This window comes from Algibacter amylolyticus, from assembly GCF_014202225.1.
Lineage (GTDB): Bacteria > Bacteroidota > Bacteroidia > Flavobacteriales > Flavobacteriaceae > Algibacter_B > Algibacter_B amylolyticus.
Genome location: NZ_JACHGE010000007.1, coordinates 78369 through 98615, shown reverse-complemented (window position 1 = coordinate 98615; position 20247 = coordinate 78369). Strand labels below are relative to the sequence as shown.

General features: G+C 33.6%; 16 protein-coding genes. All 16 read left to right on the top strand.

Annotated elements, in window-relative coordinates:
* The first annotated feature begins 32 nt into the window (after window positions 1–32).
* Window positions 33–2549 (top strand): nitrite reductase large subunit NirB, encoded by a 2517-nt coding sequence (nirB, locus tag HNQ90_RS13090; RefSeq protein ID WP_144117544.1) that lies wholly within the window; start codon window positions 33–35, stop codon window positions 2547–2549.
* A 23-nt stretch (window positions 2550–2572) separates the two neighbouring features.
* The gene (nirD, locus tag HNQ90_RS13085) at window positions 2573–2950 is read left to right on the top strand and encodes a nitrite reductase small subunit NirD (RefSeq protein WP_144117542.1); all 378 of its coding nucleotides are present in this window, start codon (window positions 2573–2575) and stop codon (window positions 2948–2950) included.
* A 24-nt stretch (window positions 2951–2974) separates the two neighbouring features.
* A complete protein-coding gene (locus HNQ90_RS13080; RefSeq protein WP_144117540.1) occupies window positions 2975–3559 on the top strand; it encodes a DUF4202 domain-containing protein in 585 nt (194 codons plus the stop codon).
* Window positions 3560–3568: 9 nt separating this feature from the next.
* Entirely contained in the window at window positions 3569–5389 is a 1821-nt protein-coding gene (locus HNQ90_RS13075) for a sensor histidine kinase (RefSeq protein WP_172625912.1), read from the top strand.
* A gap of 90 nt (window positions 5390–5479) precedes the next feature.
* The gene (locus HNQ90_RS13070; protein ID WP_144117538.1) at window positions 5480–6145 is read left to right on the top strand and encodes a response regulator transcription factor; all 666 of its coding nucleotides are present in this window, start codon (window positions 5480–5482) and stop codon (window positions 6143–6145) included.
* Between the two features lie 92 nt (window positions 6146–6237).
* On the top strand, window positions 6238–7329 hold the full coding sequence (locus tag HNQ90_RS13065; RefSeq protein WP_144117536.1) for a DUF748 domain-containing protein: 1092 nt from the start codon (window positions 6238–6240) through the stop codon (window positions 7327–7329).
* Window positions 7330–7774: 445 nt separating this feature from the next.
* Window positions 7775–9193 carry an MFS transporter gene (locus HNQ90_RS13060; protein WP_144117534.1) on the top strand — a complete coding sequence of 473 codons (1419 nt, stop codon included), beginning with the start codon at window positions 7775–7777 and terminating at the stop codon, window positions 9191–9193.
* Between the two features lie 133 nt (window positions 9194–9326).
* Entirely contained in the window at window positions 9327–12848 is a 3522-nt protein-coding gene (locus tag HNQ90_RS13055; protein ID WP_144117532.1) for a nitrate reductase, read from the top strand.
* Window positions 12848–14278 carry a rubredoxin gene (locus tag HNQ90_RS13050; protein ID WP_144117530.1) on the top strand — a complete coding sequence of 477 codons (1431 nt, stop codon included), beginning with the start codon at window positions 12848–12850 and terminating at the stop codon, window positions 14276–14278. The genes HNQ90_RS13055 and HNQ90_RS13050 overlap by 1 nt, the downstream gene beginning before the upstream one ends.
* Window positions 14279–14402: 124 nt before the next feature.
* Complete coding sequence (locus tag HNQ90_RS13045) at window positions 14403–14816, top strand: response regulator (RefSeq protein ID WP_144117528.1); 414 nt, start codon at window positions 14403–14405, stop codon at window positions 14814–14816.
* Window positions 14816–15355 carry a heme NO-binding domain-containing protein gene (locus HNQ90_RS13040; RefSeq protein ID WP_144117526.1) on the top strand — a complete coding sequence of 180 codons (540 nt, stop codon included), beginning with the start codon at window positions 14816–14818 and terminating at the stop codon, window positions 15353–15355. Before HNQ90_RS13045 ends, HNQ90_RS13040 begins: the two co-directional genes overlap by 1 nt.
* The gene (locus HNQ90_RS13035) at window positions 15355–16944 is read left to right on the top strand and encodes a PAS domain-containing sensor histidine kinase (RefSeq protein WP_144117524.1); all 1590 of its coding nucleotides are present in this window, start codon (window positions 15355–15357) and stop codon (window positions 16942–16944) included. Before HNQ90_RS13040 ends, HNQ90_RS13035 begins: the two co-directional genes overlap by 1 nt.
* Window positions 16945–16947: 3 nt before the next feature.
* Window positions 16948–18081 (top strand): FIST signal transduction protein, encoded by a 1134-nt coding sequence (locus HNQ90_RS13030; RefSeq protein WP_144117523.1) that lies wholly within the window; start codon window positions 16948–16950, stop codon window positions 18079–18081.
* Window positions 18081–19127, top strand: coding sequence for a sensor histidine kinase (locus HNQ90_RS13025; protein WP_144117521.1), 1047 nt, complete (start codon window positions 18081–18083; stop codon window positions 19125–19127). Before HNQ90_RS13030 ends, HNQ90_RS13025 begins: the two co-directional genes overlap by 1 nt.
* Window positions 19128–19129: 2 nt before the next feature.
* Window positions 19130–19447, top strand: a complete 318-nt coding sequence (locus HNQ90_RS13020) for an Hpt domain-containing protein (protein WP_144117519.1) — start codon at window positions 19130–19132, stop codon at window positions 19445–19447.
* Window positions 19448–19456: 9 nt separating this feature from the next.
* Window positions 19457–20173, top strand: coding sequence for a LytR/AlgR family response regulator transcription factor (locus HNQ90_RS13015; protein ID WP_144117517.1), 717 nt, complete (start codon window positions 19457–19459; stop codon window positions 20171–20173).
* The last annotated feature ends 74 nt before the right edge of the window (window positions 20174–20247 follow it).

The window sequence follows — 20247 nt, the reverse complement described above, 5'->3', positions numbered from 1 at the left end:
AAAATACTTAGTTTTGTTTCAAATACGTAATTATGAAACATATTATTGTTGTTGGAAATGGAATGGTTGGTTACAAGTTTTGTGAAAAATTTGTACAAAAAACCGAGTTTAAAGATTTTAAAATAACGGTTTTTGGTGAAGAGCCAAGACCTGCTTATGATAGGGTTCATTTAAGTGAGTTTTTCGAAAACCAAGATGCTAAAGCTCTAGAAATGGCTCCGGCAGAATGGTACGCCGATAATAATATTGACTTAATTACTGGAGAACGTGTTTCAGATATTTCAAGAAAAGATAAAACTATAAAAACTGCTAAAGATCGTGAGTTTTCTTATGATTATTTAGTTTTAGCTACAGGGTCTTCACCTTTTGTACCTCCAATTAAAGGTGTTGAAAAGGAAGGTGTTTTTGTGTATAGAACCATAGAAGATTTAGAAGGTATGTTAGCTTATGCCGCAAAACTTAAAGCTAAAAACCCCAATGCTAAAGCTGCTGTTCTTGGTGGCGGTCTATTAGGTTTGGAGGCTGGTAAGGCTGTTATGGATATGGGTTTAGAACCACATATTGTCGAGTTTGCATCTAAATTAATGCCAAGGCAATTAGATTTACGAAGTAGTCAAGTTTTACAGCTAAAACTAGAATCTATTGGGTTAAATATTCATTTAAGTAAGGCTACCAATCAAATTTTAGGTAATGGTTCTATTGTAGGCTTAGAGTTTGGTGAAGACGATGTGTTAGATGTTGATATGCTAATTGTTTCAGCAGGTATTCGTCCAAGAGATGAGCTAGGGAAAAACTGCGGACTCGAAGTTGGTGTTCGTGGTGGTATTGTGGTAGATAATAAAATGCAAACTTCCGATGAAAACATTTTTGCCATAGGCGAGATTGCTCTATATAATCAAATGATTTATGGTTTGGTTGCTCCAGGTTACGATATGGCTGGGGTAGCGGTAGATCAAATTATTGGTAAGGCAGAGGTAATTATGCCTGCAGATATCGATATGTCTACCAAACTAAAATTAATTGGTGTTGATGTTGCTAGTTTTGGTGAACCATTTATGCCGGCATCAAAAGGGCATTCTATAATTTTTGAAAACAAAACTCAGCATTTGTATAAACGTATCAATGTGAGTCACGATGGTAAAAAATTATTAGGCGGGATTCTTGTTGGAGATGCTTCTACTTACAACATGTTGCATCAAATATATTTAAACGGTATGGCTATTCCGGAAGACCCATCTCAATTGATATTACCGGCAAGCGATGGTGCGTCTTCCTTTGGAGATGTAACCGATTTGCCAGATGAGGCTCAGGTATGTTCTTGCGAGAGCGTAACTAAAGGACAAATTTGTTCAGCTATCGAAAATGGTGAAGCCACAGATATTGCAGGCGTAGTAAGTTGTACTAAAGCAGGTACAGGTTGCGGTGGCTGTAAACCAATGGTTGCCGATTTAACTAATGCTACACTTAAAGCTTTGGGTATTGAAGTTAAAGAAGGCGTTTGCGAACATTTCGAACTAAGCAGACAAGATTTATATAAAATTATACAAGTAAAAGGCTATACCACGTTTAACGAGGTGCTGGATAATCATGGCACGGGAGGTCATGGTTGCGAATTATGTAAGCCACTTGTTGCTTCATTAATGGCCTCTATTAATGCAGATACTGCCAATAAGGAATATGCTATTCAAGATTCTAACGATAGGTTTATGGCAAATATTCAACGTAACGGCACCTATTCTGTTGTACCGCGTGTTCCAGGTGGCGAAATCACGCCCGATAAGTTAATTGCACTTGGAGAAATTGCTAAAAAATACGATTTATATACCAAAGTTACTGGTGGTGTGCGTATCGATTTATTCGGTGCAACCTTAAAACAATTACCACTAATTTGGAAAGATTTAATAAGCCATGGGTTTGAAAGTGGGCATGCCTACGGAAAATCGTTACGTACTGTAAAAACCTGTGTTGGCTCAACATGGTGTCGCTATGGTATGGCCGAAAGTGTAAGCTTTGGTATCGAGCTAGAAAATCGATACCGTGGTATTCGTGCGCCACATAAAATTAAAGGTGGTGTTTCAGGGTGTATTCGTGAGTGTGCAGAAGCTAGAGGAAAAGATTTTGGTTTAATTGCCGTTGAAGGTGGTTGGAATTTATATCTAGGTGGAAATGGTGGAGCTACACCACGACATGCCGAATTATTTGCAGAACAAATTGATAACGAAACTGTGATTAAATATATTGATCGTTACTTGATGTTTTATATGCGAACAGCAAAACCTTTACAGCGTACTGCCGCATGGCAAGAGCGATTAGAAGGCGGTTTAGATTACTTAAAAGAGGTAATTATTGACGATAAATTGGGTATTGTTGAAGATTTAGAAAACGAAATGCAATCATTAGTAAATAAATTTGAGTGCGAATGGACTCAAGCGGTCAATGATCCAGAAATGATGAAGCGTTTTAATCATTTTGTTAACACTGAAGATGAAGATGATAATTTAGTGTTTGTGCCTTTAAGAGAGCAAAAAATGCCAGAGCCTTGGAAATAATTAATATCAAAAATTTATATCATATGAATACAATCGCTAGTAAGTACAAAACAGTAAAAAACGACGAGGTAAAGATTTGGTTTAAAGCAGCACATATTAATGACTTTCCAAAGGATGGAGGTGCCTGTGTTAAGTATAAAGATTTACAAATAGCAGTCTTTAACTTTAGCAGATTAAGTACATGGTATGCTTGCCAAAACCTATCGCCTTATAAAGAGGAAATGGTGTTAAGTAGAGGTATGATAGGTGATCATAAGGGAATTCCTATGGTAGCTTGCCCGTTGCATAAAAAAACATTTTCTTTGGAAACAGGAGAAAATTTAAATGGAGAATTGGAGCCTATTGCGATTTATCCTGTTAAAATTGAAGAAGAAAATGTGTATATTGGCTTTTCAGAATAATTGATAGACCAAAACACACAAAATATGAAGCCTACCAGATTTGAAACTGCCATTGCTTTAATCGATAAAGCAAACTCCGAAGATATTAATACCTACGAAGTTGCAGGTATGAGTTACCCAAAGGAACTGTTGTATTCGCAACGTATGACAAGGAAGTTATTGCAGTTTGAGCCTAATGCATCCAAAGCATTACAAATCGCTGCACGCGCACAACATATTTGTCGTTGGAAAATTGGTAGAGACGAATATCCAATGGATCGTGTGGGTTATTTGAAATGGCGTGAAACCTTAAAGAAAATGCATGCCGATTTAACTGTCGATATTTTAATACAAGTGGGTTTTGATGAACAATTTTGCGATAGGGTTAAAGCTATAATTCTTAAAAAATTAATTAAGAAAAACGAAGAATCTCAAACCTTAGAGGATACCATTTGTTTGGTGTTTCTAGATTATTATTTTGAGGAATTTGCAGCTAAGCATAGCGACGAAAAAATAATTGATATTCTTAAAAAAACCTGGGTAAAAATGTCCGATAAGGGTCATGAAGCTGCTTTAGGTTTACCTTTTTCTGAAAAAAGTTTAGCCTTAGTAAAACAGGCTATTTCTTAAACCATACGTATGATTAAATCAAGTAATTCATTAGACCAAAGAACGTTTGATAAATTACGCCGTTTATACATTATTGCCTTATTTACCATCGCTATATCGGTGGTTTTAAGTCAGGTTTTAATACGTACACATTTAAGCGATCAGGAAAGCGATTCTACCGTAATAAATGTTGCTGGTCGCCAACGTATGTTAAGTCAGAAACTCACTAAAGATGTCCTCTCAATATCAGTAGAAACTAATACAAGTAATCGTATTCTTCTAAAGGAAAAAATCAAAGAAACACTACATCTTTGGTCATTATCTCATCATGCACTTCAAAAAGGTAATGATAGTTTAGGGTTACCAAATAACAATAGCGAAAACATTAATGAGAAGTTTAAGCGGTTAAATCCTATTTTCGATTCGATAAGTACGGCTTCACAATCTATTATTAATATAATTGAGCTATTTCCAGACTTTTCCAATGAGAATTATAAACAGGATGTAGAAAAAGTTAAGGCGTACGAAGCTACCTTTTTAAGTATCATGGATGATATTGTAAATCAATATGATCTTGAGGCTAACGCTAAAGTAGACCGGTTAAGGCAACTAGAATTTTGGTTAACAGCATTAACCTTATTAATACTTTTAGCCGAGTTTTTATTCATATTTTGGCCGGCAGCAAAATCTGTAAAATCTGTTTTAGCCGATTTATTACTTGCCGAAAAGCGTGCTAAAAAAATGGCTTTCGATGCCGATGAGCTCAGTCTTGCCAAAGAAAAATCTATTAAAGAATTGCGCGCCTTAAGTCGTGTTATGGAAGACACGCTATTGTTTGCTCGTATTTTACCCAATGGAAGTATTGTTCATTTAGGAAATAAGTTTTCTAGATTATTTAAATTTTCAAAATTTAATAATTCTATCATGTTCTGGAAGGTATTGTCTACCGAAGAAAATGAACAAGTTATAATAGAAGATCTAATTAGTAAGTATAAAAAAACGGGTTGGCAAGGCGAAGTAAAAGCAACAACCAAAACTAAGGATGTTATTTGGCTCGAAATGGCTATTATTCCATACAATCCTACAAATGAGAAATCTGAAATATTAATTATAGCTTCAGAAATTACAGAGCGTAAATTAGCTCAATTAGAAATAAGTAGACTTAATACGCAACGTTTTGAAGAACGTATGAGTCAGCAAAAAATAATTTCTAGTAAGATTATTGAAAACCAAGAAAAGGAGCAAAGTCGTATTGCTAAAGATGTACACGATGGTATAGGGCAAATGCTTACCGGTTTAAAATATAACCTAGAAAGTATTGATACCAAAGATATTGAAAAAGCAAGCGTTAAAATTGAATATTTAAAGGAGTTAACAACTAACATTATAAAAGGGGTTAGAACGGCAACTTTTAATTTAACGCCTCCAGAATTATCAGACCATGGTATTGTGCCAGCAATTACTAAGTTAACGCAAGAGTTAACCAGATTAACGGGTAAGGATATTATTCTTTTTAATAAAACAGATTTTAATAAGAGACTAGATTCGCTTACCGAAATAAATATTTATAGAATTACTCAAGAAGCTATTAATAATGCTATTAAATATGCCGAATCTACGCATATTTTGGTGTCTTTATCGCATAGCGAAAGCATGTTAAGTATTGTTATTGACGATAACGGTAAAGGTTTCGATCCAGATAATGTTAAGCATGTAAAAATGGGCGATGGCGGCATGGGAATGACTTTTATGAAAGAGCGAATTAAATATATTAACGGACGCATTTTTGTAACCTCGGGCGCAGGACAAGGCACTCGAGTGACTCTTAATATTCCTTTAGAGGATATTTAAGAGTAAGTAAGTATTATAGAAGCAATTCTTAAAAAATGTATACGTAGTTTTCTTTTATATACGTATTTTTGGACTATCATATTTAAGTTTATGGATGTAATTAATGTAGTATTAGCAGACGACCATGTTTTAGTAAGAGATGGTATTAAAGCGCTTTTAGAGGATCAAACAGGAATTGTTGTAATTGATGAGGCTTCAAACGGAAAAGAAGCTTTAGATGTTGTTGCCAAAAACAAACCGGATGTATTGATTATAGATATTCGTATGCCCGAAATGAATGGTATAGAGGCTGTAGGAGAGATTAACAAATTGTATACCGATGTGCGCACTTTGGTGCTTTCTATGCACGATTCAGAAGAATACGTAGTAAAAGCAATTCAAGCTGGGGCCGATGGGTATTTATTAAAAGGAGCTAGTAAGGAAGAGTTTTTAAAAGCCGTAAATAGCGTAGCCTCTGGGGGAAAATATTTTACTGGCGATGTGTCTTCTATTATTATGAATAACTTCGTAAACGGTAACACAAATGCAGCGGTTGCTACTAAGAAAGAGGTAAAGGAAGATCCTTTTAAACTTACTAAACGCGAAAAGCAAATACTAAATTTAGTGCTTCAGCTTAAAAATAATAAAGATATAGCCGAGGAGCTTAAAATTAGTAAGCGAACTGCCGAGGTGCATCGTTTTAATCTCATGAAAAAATTGGAGGTTAAAAATTTAATGGAACTTAATAATAAAGCTAAAGAGTTTGGTTTAGCTTAAGTTATATATCTCGCAATTGCGTTAATACTTATACGGATAGGACTACGAAAATAGCGCTTTAAAACGTTTCTTTGTTTAAAAATTAGTTGCGAATGGAAACCCCAAAAAATCGGAAAACTTATAAAAAGAAGCGTTTAACTATTCCTCTTATAGTGTTAGGGCTTTTGGTTGTGCTTAGGTTTTATCTGCCTACGTTTGTTAAAAATCAAATTAACAACACCTTGGCGGATATACCAGGATATTACGGTGAAGTGAAGGATGTAGATATTGCATTGTATCGAGGAGCATACGTTATTGATGGTATGTATTTAAATAAGTTAAAAGCTAAAACAGAAGTTCAGTTTTTAAATTTCCCTAAAAGTGATATTTCTATTGAATGGCGCTCGTTATTTAAGGGCAAAATAGTTAGTGAAATTGTCATGCATAATCCCGAAGTGATTTATGTAATTGAAGATCAAAATGCTACAGATGCAGATGTGAGTGTCGATGATTGGACTAAAGCTTTAACCGAAATTGTACCTATTGATATTAATAAATTTACTATTCATAAAGGTAAAATTGCTTATGTTGAGCTAGGAACAGACCCAAATATCGATTTAGATTTTGATGATGTAGAGCTTACAGCAACCAACTTACGAAATGTTGTAGAAAAAAACAGAACCTTACCATCTCCAATTCATGCGACAGGAGTTTCCATTGGCGGTGGCAAAATGACTTTAGATGGCCAAATAAATTTAGTAAAGCAAATACCAGATATGGACGTATCGTTTGCCTTAGAAAAAGCAAATGTAAAAGCCCTTAATGATTTTACAAGTCATTATGCAGGTATAGACTTTGAATCTGGAAATTTCGAGTTGTTTAGCGAGATAGCTATTGCAGACGGTCATTTAAAGGGGTATATGAAACCGCTACTAGAAAATAGTAAACTTATAGGTAAAAATGATGAATTTTTAGAAGTACTATGGGAAGGTTTAGTAGGCTTTTTTAAATTTATTCTTAAAAATCAAAGCACAAATACTATTGCTACTAAAATTCCACTAGAGGGCGATTTAAACAACGTAGAAGGCAGCGTTTGGCCTACTGTTATTAATATTTTTAGTAACGCTTGGATTAAAGCTTTTAAGGGGGGAATTGACGATGAAATCGAGTTTAAAGATGCCTTTGTAGACGAAAATAAAAAATAATACAAGAGCTCAGTGCTTTAAACTTTATTTGCTACTACGTAATTGTTATGCATGGATTCAATTAAAAGTTATATCATTCATTTTATTGAAGATTATCCTTTATATTCAAGTTTAATCAGTTTTGCTTTGGCGAGTTTGTTGTTAATTTAGAAGCTAAATGAGAAGGATTCTATCAGTTTTAAAAATAGTAATATTGCTTCTTGGAATGCTCATATTAGCCTCTGGGCATTAATTATTATATTTTACATCTTCGCTTTAATTACGCTTTTTGGATAATCTAGATTTTCATATTCTTAATATTTTATAAATTAATTTCTTCATTTTAGGGATTCATCAAAATTGACATTCTATAATTACTAATATCGTATTTCTTTTTAATTACTTACTCATGATTTAAGTAAATTAAGTAAATATACTTAGTTTTGTACGTATAAATTACTTAATTATGGATGCTACAACACAAAGTAAATCAACCACATTAAATTTATTCAACTTAAAAAATGTCTCTATACGTACGTTTTGGATAACGGCTATATCATTTTTCTTATGCTTTTTTGCATGGTTTGGTATTGTGCCTTTTATGCCAGATGTGGTTAAAGAACTTGGTTTAAGGCCAGATCAGAAATGGAACTCTATAATTCTTGCGGTTTCAGGAACTGTATTTGCCCGTTTACTTATTGGTAAATTATGCGATAAATATGGTCCTAGGTTATGTTATACATGGTTACTTATGTTAGGAGCTATTCCCGTTATATTATGCGGATTAGTCCAAACACCTACGCAGTTTTTAATTTGCCGTTTATTTATTGGTTTTATTGGAGCATCATTTGTAATTACTCAAGTACATACCTCATTAATGTTTGCTCCAAATATAGTTGGTACTGCAAATGCAACGTCGGCAGGTTGGGGAAATCTTGGTGGTGGCGCCAACCGATTAGGTATGCCAATTATTGCTGCTGGTGTAGTTAGTTTTGGTATTGCAGAAGGCGAGGCATGGAGATATTCTATGGTTATTGCAGGTGCGGTTTGTTTCCTAATGGGCATTGTATATTACTTTTTTACACAAGATACACCTCAAGGTAATTTCAAAGATTTAAAAGAGTCTGGAATTAAAATAGAAAAGAAAAAAGATCAAGTAGGTTTTGCAACCGTATTGAAAGATTACAGAACATGGATTTTGTTTTTTGTTTATGCAGCCTCATTTGGTATAGAGCTTACTGTTTATGGTACTATGGATGATTATCTGCAAAACACTTTTCAGTTAGAAAGAGTTACTGCCGGAAACCTTGTACTGTCTTTCGCATTAATGAATATTTTTGCAAGAACACTTGGAGGTTTCTTTGGAGATCGATTTGGTAAATTAAAAGGCTTACGAGGTCGTGTTATTTTTTTAGCAGCTATTCTAGCCATTCAAGGTTTTATGCTAATTACTTTTTCTGGAACAACTAGTATAGCGATAGGTATTTGTTTTTTAATACTGTTTAGTTTGTCGGTTCAAATGGCCGAAGGCGCAACGTTTTCGGTAGTACCGTTTATTAATAAAAAGGCTATTGGTTCTGTTTCTGGTATAGTAGGAGCTGGAGGAAATGTGGGCGCATTTTTAGCGGCTATGTTGTTAAAATCGCAATCGGCAGTGGCCGAAAAAGCAGCTATTGCAGCAAATCAAGGTATGGGTGAGGCAGCTATACAAGCGGCACAATCTGCAGCTTCATCGGCGGCAGTTTCTAGTGGTTATTTTATTATTGGAATAGTGGTTGTCGTAACAGCGATTTCTGCTTTAGCTATACGTTTTTCAACAGAAGACGAAAAGGTCGCCGAAATAGATACTGCGGTTAGCGAAAAGGATCTAATTCCTGTTCGTTAAAAAATTATTTTAATACTATAATATTTGATATAGTTTAAATTATAACTACCTTTTTTAAGGTATTAAGAATAATGAGTTGTGCATTTGTTTACTGCAAGTAAAATGCATTAATTAGTGTAAAATGTAAGTCTCTATGATTAAAAGCGAAGTAAAAACAACGTGTTCTTATTGTGGTGTTGGTTGCGGGATTATTGTAAAAAAAGACAGCAATAACAAGGTGTTTGTTGAAGGCGATAAAGATCACCCCGTAAACAAAGGCATGTTATGTTCTAAAGGGATGAATTTGCATTATGTTGCTAATGATACTTCCGATAGAATTTTATATCCCGAAATGCGATGGAGTCGTTCGCACCCAAGAGAGCGTGTAAGTTGGGATGATGCATTAGATAGGGCTGCCAACGTTTTTAAATCGATTATAAAAAAGCATGGTCCAGATAGCGTAGGCTTTTACGTGTCGGGTCAGAGTTTAACAGAAGAATATTATATAGCAAATAAACTTACAAAGGGATTTATAGGTACCAATAATATCGATACAAACTCACGTTTATGTATGAGTTCGGCAGTGGTTGGTTACAAAAAAACATTTGGAGAAGATAGTGTTCCAATTTCTTATGAAGATATAGAATTAGCAGATACATTTTTAATTACCGGAGCAAATCCTGCTTGGTGTCATCCTATTTTATTTAGAAGGATAGAAAAGCGTAAAGAGGATAATCCAAAGGTTAAAATTATTGTAATAGACCCACGAAAAACGGATACGGCTAGTTTTGCCGATTTACATTTGCAATTACTCCCCGGAACGGATATTATTTTATACAACGCCATAGGAAGATGTTTGTATAAGCGTGGTTTAATTGATGAAGATTTTATAAAAAATCATACACAAGGATTTGAATCTTACAAGGAATTAATTTTTAAAACATCTTTAAAACAAGCATCAAAATTATGTGGTGTTGAAGAAAAAGATATTAGAAAAGCAGCAGATATTATAGGGCTATCCAAAGGTTTTATAAGTATGTGGGCCATGGGACTTAACCAAAGTGTTGTGGGTACAGATAAAAATGTGTCACTACTTAACTTGTCGTTAATTACCGGGCAAATTGGAAAACCTGGAGCAGGACCTTTTTCTTTAACGGGACAGCCTAATGCTATGGGCGGACGCGAGGTAGGAGGTATGGCTAATTTATTAGCGGTTCATAAAGATTTACTAAATCCAGAACACCGTCGTGAGGTTGCCGAGTTTTGGGGAGTCGATAAAATTAACCCTAAACCTGGATTAACGGCTACCGAAATGTTCGATGCCTTGGAAAGCGGAAAATTAAAAGCCGTTTGGATTGCCTGTACAAACCCTTTAGTTAGCTTACCAAACTTAAATAGAGTAGAAAAAGCCATGAAAAACGCCAAGTTTGTTGTGGTTCAAGAAATATCTCATAAATCGGATACCGTAGGTTTTGCCGATTTAGTTTTACCAGCAGCTGGTTGGTTGGAAAAGGAAGGAACTATGACCAATTCAGAGCGTCGTATTTCCTATTTACCAAAAGAAATAGAAGCACCGGGTGAAGCGCGACCAGACGTCGAAATATTTTGTGATTTTGCACAACGCATGGGCTTTAGAGGGTTCAATTTTAATAATGCTAGCGAAATTTACGATGAATATGCGTCTATGACCAAAGGCACAAATATTGATGTGTCTTTTTTAAATTACGATCGTTTAAAGAGCGAAGGTACATTTCAGTGGCCAGTTCCAGAACATAGGCATCAAGGCACTCCAAGACTTTTTGAAGATAAAATATTCTATACACCAAGTAAAAAAGCACAGTTTAATTTACCAAGTGTAACCGAAAATACATCGGTATTACCAAACAGGGATTTCCCGTTAATATTAACCACAGGGCGTGTTCGAGACCAATGGCACACCATGACAAAAACAGGTAAGGTATCACGTTTAAAAACACATTACCCAACGCCTGTTTTAGAAATAAATCCGGTAGATGCTTTTTTAAATAAAATTAAAAACGGCGATATTACCGAAATTAAAAGCGAAAATGGAGTTGTTAGAGTGCGTGCAAAAGTAACCGATACTATTAAAAAAGGCGTCGTGTTTTTACCAATGCATTGGGGTAAACAATTACAAAGTAATTTAAATAGGGCAAATAATTTAACCAATACACATGTCGATCCTGTTTCCAAAGAGCCAGATTTTAAATTCACCCGTGTTTCGGTTGCTAAATATAAAAAAGCGGCTGAAAAAATTATTGTAGTTGGTGCTGGTGCTGCTGCCTTTAGGTTTGTGCAAAACTATAGAGAATACAACGAGGTAGATGAAATTCATGTGTTTTCAAAGGAGCCAAATTTATTCTACAATAGAGTCTTGTTACCGGAGTATGTTACCGAAGAATTATCATGGGAACAATTACTAAAAATCAAACAAAAAGAGCTTAAAAAGCTTAACATTCAACTTCACCCCGAAACATTCATAACGCAAATAGATAAAAAAGCAAAACGGGTTACCGATAGTAATCACGTAGAGCATGATTTTAATAAATTAATATTAGCTACAGGTAGTCGCGCTTTTGTACCTAAAGATGTTCAGATAGATTTACCTGGTCGTTTTACCATGCGAAACAAAATGGATGCCGATAGCTTTAAAGCTCATTTAGAGGCTACAGGTTTACCGCCAGAAGAACAACATGTAGTTATTGTTGGTGGTGGTTTATTAGGCTTAGAGCTCGCCGCTGCCATGAAACATAAAAACGCTAAAATTACTATAATACAACGTGGTTCGCGTTTAATGGAGCGTCAATTAGATAAGGTGTCTAGTAAATTACTCGCGTTGGATGTGCAAGAACGAGGTATTCAAATTTATTTTGATAATGAAGTTAGTACGGTGTTTGATGATGAGGATACAGGAGAATTAAACATCACTTTAAAAAGTGGAAAGTTTTTAACCGCAAATGCCATTGTGTATGCCATAGGAACCATTCCAAATGTAGAAATAGCAAGAACTAATGGTATTGCATGTCGAAGAGGGGTTATTGTAAATCAGCATTTACAGTCATCAGATCCCGATATTTTTGCCATAGGTGAAATAGCAGAATATAATAATCAGTTATTTGGTATTACATCTGCCGCAGAAGAACAAGCCAATACATTGGCTAACTTTATTGCTGGCGATATTAGTTGTTCATATCACGGATCGGTGTTAATGAACATCTTAAAATTTAACGACCTAAATCTGTGTAGTATTGGCGATATTAATGTGCCAGATAACGATAACAGTTACGAAGAAATTATTTTTACGGATATAAAAAAGCGTTATTATAAAAAGTGTATCGTAAAAGACGATTTATTGATTGGCGCGGTTTTAATGGGCGATAAAAATGAATTTGCAGAATTTAAAACCATGATTGAAAGTAAAATTGAAATGGGCGATAAACGCGATACTTTGCTTAGAGGCGCATCAAACGATATACCTGTAATAGGGGAGTTAGTGTGTTCTTGCAGTCAGGTTGGTGCAGGTAATATTCAGGAAGCCATAGCTTCTGGCTGTACAGATTTTACAGAGCTGTGTAATAAAACGGGAGCAGGATTAGGCTGCGGTAGTTGTAAAACCCAAGTTAGAGAGATACTTCAAAATTCTAAAGTTTTAGCATAATGACAGAACCATATAGATTAATGATAAACGGAGGAGTTTTATCTCCAGGCGAGTTAAAATACATTTGTGAGGCAGCAGAAGGTTTAGGTTTAGATGCTATATCCTTTGGGTCTAGGCAAGATATTATTTTTCCAGAGGAAATAGACGAAAGTAAGTTCGATCAATTCAATAAAATTCAATTTGTAAAACCTAAACGCGATGGCATAGAAAATATAGCGTCATCATACGTTTCGGCAGAAATTTTACCAAGTACTTCATGGTTGACTAGTGATAGGTATTTATATGTTTTAGAGCAATTTAAGTATCATCCAAAACTGCGTATTAATGTTATAGACCCAAAACAAAAACTTGTACCACTGTTTACAGGTAATGTGAATTTTATAGCTTCAGATCATGAAGATTATTGGTATTTATTTGTAAGGTTACCGGGTTGGAAAGAAACCAAAATGTACCCAGCGCTTATTTACAGTTGGGATATGGATAAAATTGAATTTACTATAGAAAACATTCTTATAGAAGAACCTGAAACCATTGAAACTGTGTTCGATTTAGTAAGTGATGCTGTTGATACGAATAACAGAACGGTCGATAAACCACTAGAAGTACCATTTTACCCATTCCCGTATTACGAAGGCATGAATAGAATTGGGTCCGATAGGTATTGGTTAGGCTTGTATTGGCGAAATAATCGTTACGACCTTAAGTTTTTAAAGGCTATGTGCGATTTATGTTCCGAAAATAAAATTGGTAAAATATCCATAACACCATGGAAATCTTTTATTGTAAAAGGGATCCCGTTGCAGTCTAAATTAAAATGGGAAAAATTATTGGGTAAGTTTGGTATTAATGTGCGCCATTCTATGTTAGAAATGAATTGGCATTTACCAGTTAACGACGAAAGTGCTTTAAATTTAAAAAAGTATTTGGTTAATAATTTCGATCAAAATGATATTAGTACTTATGGCTTAACCTTTGGTATTACGAATTTTGATAGTGATACTTATAATTTTACATCTATAGTTATAGAAAAAAACAGACAACCTCAAACTATCAAAGATTTTAAAATTAGAGATACCTATAATTTACTGTACGCTAAAAATTTCGATACTAACACCCGAGAATATATTACACATGTACAAGATGTGGATAAGGTGGAGTTACCGGGTTTGCTAATGGAGTTAAGTCAGTTGTATTTCGAGCAATTAGGATCAGAGCGTGAGGAAGAAGATCAAAATTTAACCATTCAAGAAACCATAGAGGAAGAAGTGCATCAATGTTCGGATTGTATGACTATTTACGATGAAACGTATGGCGACCTTACCCAAAATATACCTGCCAAAACACCTTTTGATAGCTTACCAAATACCTACGAGTGTTCACTTTGCGAAGCCCCAAAAAGCAATTTTAAGAAAGTAGTATTAGTTAAGTAAAATGGTGTAAAATCCATTCGTCGACACTTAATCGGTATTCATCGACACTTAAATTGGAATAAGCGAACTCTAATCTGTTTACTGCATATTTATAATACTTTTACGGTAAATATATAGCATCAAAATGGACAAGACATTAAATATTCTACTAATTGAGGACGACATGATTGAAATCATGAAGTTTAATCGAACAATTTCACAACTTCAACTTAATCACAAAGTTATTGAAGCTAATAATGGTGAAGATGCCTTAAAAATTTTAAAGAAAAAAGATGAATTACCTGACATTATTTTGTTAGATTTGAATATGCCTAAAATTAATGGAATTGAATTTTTGGGTATTCTTAAAAATGATGATGTTTTAAAATATATACCTACTATTATTTTGACAACTTCAAGTAATCAAAAAGATTTGCTAGAGTGTTATAAAATAGGTGTTGCAGGATATGTGTTAAAGCCTTTAAAATATGAAGATTACGTTTCTAAAATGGAAAGATTATTAGCATATTGGAGTATTAACGAATTAAAGCAAATTTAATGAAAGGAATTGTTTTTACTGAGTTTTTAGAGTTAGTTGAAGATAAATTTGGATTAGAAATGGTTGATAACATCATCAATGCTTCTAATTTAGATTCAGGTGGAGTTTATACCGCAGTTGGTACGTATAGTTTTTCAGAAATGTTACAATTACTGGAACACTTAAGCGCAAATACAGGAATTTCTATTGATGATCTATTACTCGTTTATTCAGAGCATTTCTTTAGTGTATTAAAGGATAGCTATCCAGGGCTTTTAGAAACGTACAAAGATCCAATTGAAATGATTTCGTCCATTGAAAATCATATACATGTAGAAGTAAGAAAAATTTATCCTGATGCCGAATTACCAACTTTTGAAGTTGTGGAAAAAACGGAAAATTCGTTAATAGTAATTTATAGATCTAGTAGGGCAATGCATCATTTTGGTTTAGGATTAATGAACAAAACATTCGAACATTTTAATTCAACTGCTACCATTGTTTTAGAAAAATTAAAAGAAGACGGAACAGAGGTTAAGTTTTTAATTAATAAAGATTAATGAGTCAAGACAAAATTGACATGCTCCAGCGGGCACTTGCTCGCGAAAAATTAGCTAGAAAACAGGCAGAAAAAATTCTAGAAAATAAGGCTGCCGAATTATATGAGGCTAAACAAGCTCTAGAAAAATCATATGCCGAGTTAGAAACCTTACTCAATAAAACAGACTCTCAATTACAAGGTGTTTTCGAAAATATTGTAGATGCTTACGTTATTATAGATTTACAAGGTAATATTCTTAAAGTTAACGATGCCGCAGTAAGTTTATTAGGACTTAGCGACTCCAAAGAAGATTTTAACCTTCTTGAAATGGTAAAGCCCAATGAAATGGAGCGTGTAGCACAATCCTTTAAAATGCTACTAAATACCGGCTCTATTACCGATTTTAGTGTAACAGTAATTACCAATAAAAATATAGAAAAACTAGTACATATTAACGCTAGTATTATTTATGACGATGGCATACCTGTTGCTGCCCAAGGTATAGTTCGAGATATTACATTGCAAAGAAAATATCGAAAAGGTTTAGAAACAGAAAAACTTAAATACTATAATATAATTTCTAACATGAACTTAGGTTTAGTAGAGGTAGATCTGGATGATCGTATCATTATGGTAAACCAAAGTTTGTTAAATATGACGGGTTATACCGAAGAAGAACTTGTTGGAAAGCATGGTGTTAATCTTCTGCCTATTGATGATGATAGAGATTTGTTAGAAGAAAAAATAAATGAAAGAAGACGAGGTAAAACAGAGTCTTACGAATTAAGGATTAAAAAGAAGGACGGAGAAGTAAGGTATTGGCTTGTAAGTGGAGCTCCAAATTATGATTTGGATGGTAATATTACAGGATCAATAGGTATTAATTTTGATATTACCGAGTTAAAAAATTTACAACTTCAAAAGGAAAATTTACTCGAAAAATTAGCAAAAAGTAATGACGATTTGCAAGAGTATGCTCACATTGTATCTCACGATTTAAAATCACCATTACGTAGTATAAATGCTTTAGTAACTTGGGTTAAACAAGATAATGAAGGTAAGCTAGACCCTGTGACTATGCAGAATTTAAACCTTGTTGATGTTACTTTAGAAAAAATGGAACAGCTAATAACAGATGTTTTAAATTATTCTAGCGTTGGTACAAACGAAAACGAAAAAGTAGATGTAGATTTAGATGTGGTTATTACAGAGTTGGTTAAAATCATGTATAAACCAGACCGTATAAAAATAAGTTTTTTAAATACATTACCTGTGGTAAAAGGCGATAAAACCAAGCTACAACAGGTGTTTCAAAATCTAATTAGTAACTCCATAAAGTTTATTGATAAAGATTTTGGAACTATTGATATAGATGTCGAAGATTTAAAAAGTCATTATAAATTTTCAATTAAGGATAATGGTATAGGTATTGAAAAAAAGTATCACGATAAAATATTTAAAATATTCCATTCCTTAAAGAAAAGTAAAGAGTCCTCGGGAATAGGGCTATCTATCGTTAAAAAAATCATAGGCTTACACGAAGGTAAAATATGGTTAGATAGTGAACCAAATTTAGGAACCACTTTTTATTTCACATTAAAAAAATAAGTAATGAAAATAGTACAATTATTAAAACATAAAAATAAAGATTGGGAATATGTTAAACCTAAACAAGAACTAAAAGCACCTTTAGTTTTAGTTTTTGGTAATAGACATATGCTAGAAGATTCTAATGTTTATAATGATATAAAGGAGCTTTTTCCAGACGGACATATTGTATTTGCATCGTCTTGTGCAGAAATCTCATCTAATACAGTAAATCAAGAAAGTATTACTATAACGGCTATCGAGTTTGAAAAAAGTAAATTTATTATTAAAACAAGTAATGTTTTAAATGCAGATTTAGATAGTTATAAAACAGGAAACGACTTAATAAACCAGCTTCCGCAAGACGACTTAAAATATGTTTTAGTAGTTTCAGAAGGTAGTTTTATTAACGGAAGTCAGTTAACCAAAGGGTTAAGTGCCTCTACCAAAGACAATGTTTTAATAACAGGTGGATTGTGTGGTGATGATGATCGCTTTGAAAAAACATTAGCATCTTACAACGAAAACCCTAAAGAAGGAGAGTTAGTCGCTATTGGTTTTTATGGCGATACCTTAGAGATCTCGTTTTCTATTCATGGCGGATGGACGCCTTTTGGACCAGAACGTGTAGTAACAAAATCTAAAGGAAATACTTTGTATGAGTTAGATGGTCAACCGGCATTAGATTTATATAAGAGTTACTTAGGCGAAAAGGCTAAAGATTTACCTGGAGCAGCATTGTTGTACCCATTAAATGTAACTTCTACAGACGAAAACCAATCTATTGTAAGGTCTATTTTAAACATAGATGAAGAACAAAATGCGGTAATATTAGCAGGTGATATTAAAGAGAACTCTAAGGTTCAGCTCATGATGACTAATGTAGATAATATTGCAAATGCATCAGAACGTGCAGCAACACAGGCATTGGAATACAGAAAAAATAAACCAGAATTAGCGTTATTAGTAAGTTGTATTGGCAGAAAATTAGTGTTAGACCAACGCGTTGAAGAAGAAATAGAAGAGGTAATTGAAGTAATAGGTACTGACGCTGTTATTAGTGGTTTTTATTCCTACGGAGAAATTGCACCTTTTCATGGTGAAGTAGCGTGCCAATTACATAACCAAACCATGACTATAACGCTAATAAGCGAATAATGAATTCACTCTTAAAAAGACAAATTCGTAAATATTTAAGTGAAGAATTAAAAAACAATGAAGAATTAACAACGTTTCTTAATGCTGTAAACTTATCGTACAATAACTTTGACGAACAGTCCAAAATGATTCAGCGCGCCATGGCCATTAGCTCTGACGAATTATTTGCTGCAAACCGAAAATTACAAAAGGAAGCAGATGAGCAAAAAGAAGTTATTGAAAAATTAAAAAGTGTAATCGATACGCTAAAGTTTTATAATTTAAAAGAAGAGGAGCAGGCGGAAGTTGTAGAGTTAACAGGTTCCAATTTGGTCGATTTTATTGATAATAAAACTAAAGAGATCATTAAGATGAACAAGCAAAGGCAGTCTATGCTAAACGAACTTTCACATCAAAACCAAGAACTTAATGATTATGCGCATATGGTTTCTCACGATTTAAAGTCGCCATTGCGTAGTATAGATACCTTAACAGCTTGGTTATCTCAAGATTATCAGGAAACATTTGATGACAGCGGTAAAAAAACATTAAACTTAATACGATCTAATGTTGAGAAAATGGATACTTTAATTAGTGGTATTTTAGAATATTCAACCATTGGTAAAAATCAATTAGAAAGTTACGACGTCGATTTAAATATTATAATTGAAGATATTTTAAATAGTGTTGAAGTACCCGAGCAGATTACTATTAAAAAAAGCAACTTACCAACTGTACAAGGCGATAAATACAGGTTACAGCAACTGCTTCAAAACCTAATTGGTAACGCTATAAAGTATAACGATAAAGCTAAAGGCATTATTGAAATAGGTGTAGAGGATCGTAATACACACTGGCAGTTTTATATAAAAGATAACGGAAAAGGTATTGAGGAAACATATTTTGATAAAATATTTAAAACCTTCGAAAAATTAGAAAATACACCTGGTTCGTCGGGTATTGGATTATCAATTGTAAAAAAAATTGTAGAACTTTATAACGGTAAAATTTGGGTTGAATCTAAAATTACTGAAGGTTCAACATTCTTTTTTACTATAAAAAAATAATTATGGAACAACCTAATTTATCTTATATAAATCAACTGTCTGGTGATGATAAAGCCTTTAAAGATAAGCTCATAGGTGTTGTGAAACGAGAGTTTCCAGAGGAGAAAGCTATCTACATAAAAAATATATCGGCGAACAATTATAAAGAAGCTGCCGAAAATGTACACAAACTTAAACATAAAATTAGTATTTTAGGACTTGAAAAAAGTTATGCTGTAGCCGATGATTATGAAAATAATCTTTTAGAGCAAAATACGTCGGGAAAAATAGAATTCGACGCCATTTTGCAGGCTATTACAGACTACTTAACTACTATCTAATATTATTTTATGAATTGTATTATTATTGATGATGAGGACATGGCTAGAACAATTATTACTCAGCTATGTACTCATATTCCTAGTTTAAATCTACTTGAAGAGTTTCCTAATGCAATGCAAGCCATAAAATATTTAAATCAAAATGAAGTCGATCTTATATTTTTAGACATTCATATGCCAGATTTTACTGGTTTTGATTTTATTCAAACCCTAAAAAATCCGCCTAAAATAATATTAACAACCTCAGACCCTAAATTTGCAATCGAAGCTTTCGAGTATGAATGTATTGTAGATTATCTTGTAAAACCTTTGTTATTGCCACGTTTTGAAAAAGCCATACAAAAGGCTGAAGCATCAGGGTTAAAACGTAAACCAACTAAGAAGGTAACTTCAGAAAAAACAGAATCAAGCTCAGGAAACGACTTATATGTTAATATAGATAGACGCCTAATTAAAATAGATATACCAAGTATTTATTTGGTGGAGGCTAAAGGTGATTATATACAAGTTAAAACTGAAGATAAAAATTACACCGTACACTCCACATTAAAAAAGATTGCAGACAAATTACCCAACGATTTGTTTTTAAAAGTACACCGTTCTTATATTATAAATGTTCAGAAGATTATAGATATCGAGGACAATAGCGTACTTATTAAAAAGGACGTTATTCCTGTGAGTCGATCCAACCGCCCGGAGTTAATGAAGCGTCTTAATTTGCTGTAAATTAGAGTTGTAAATAAATTATTGAAAAATTATATTAAAATTATATGAAAAGGCAAAAGAGGAATCTTTTGCCT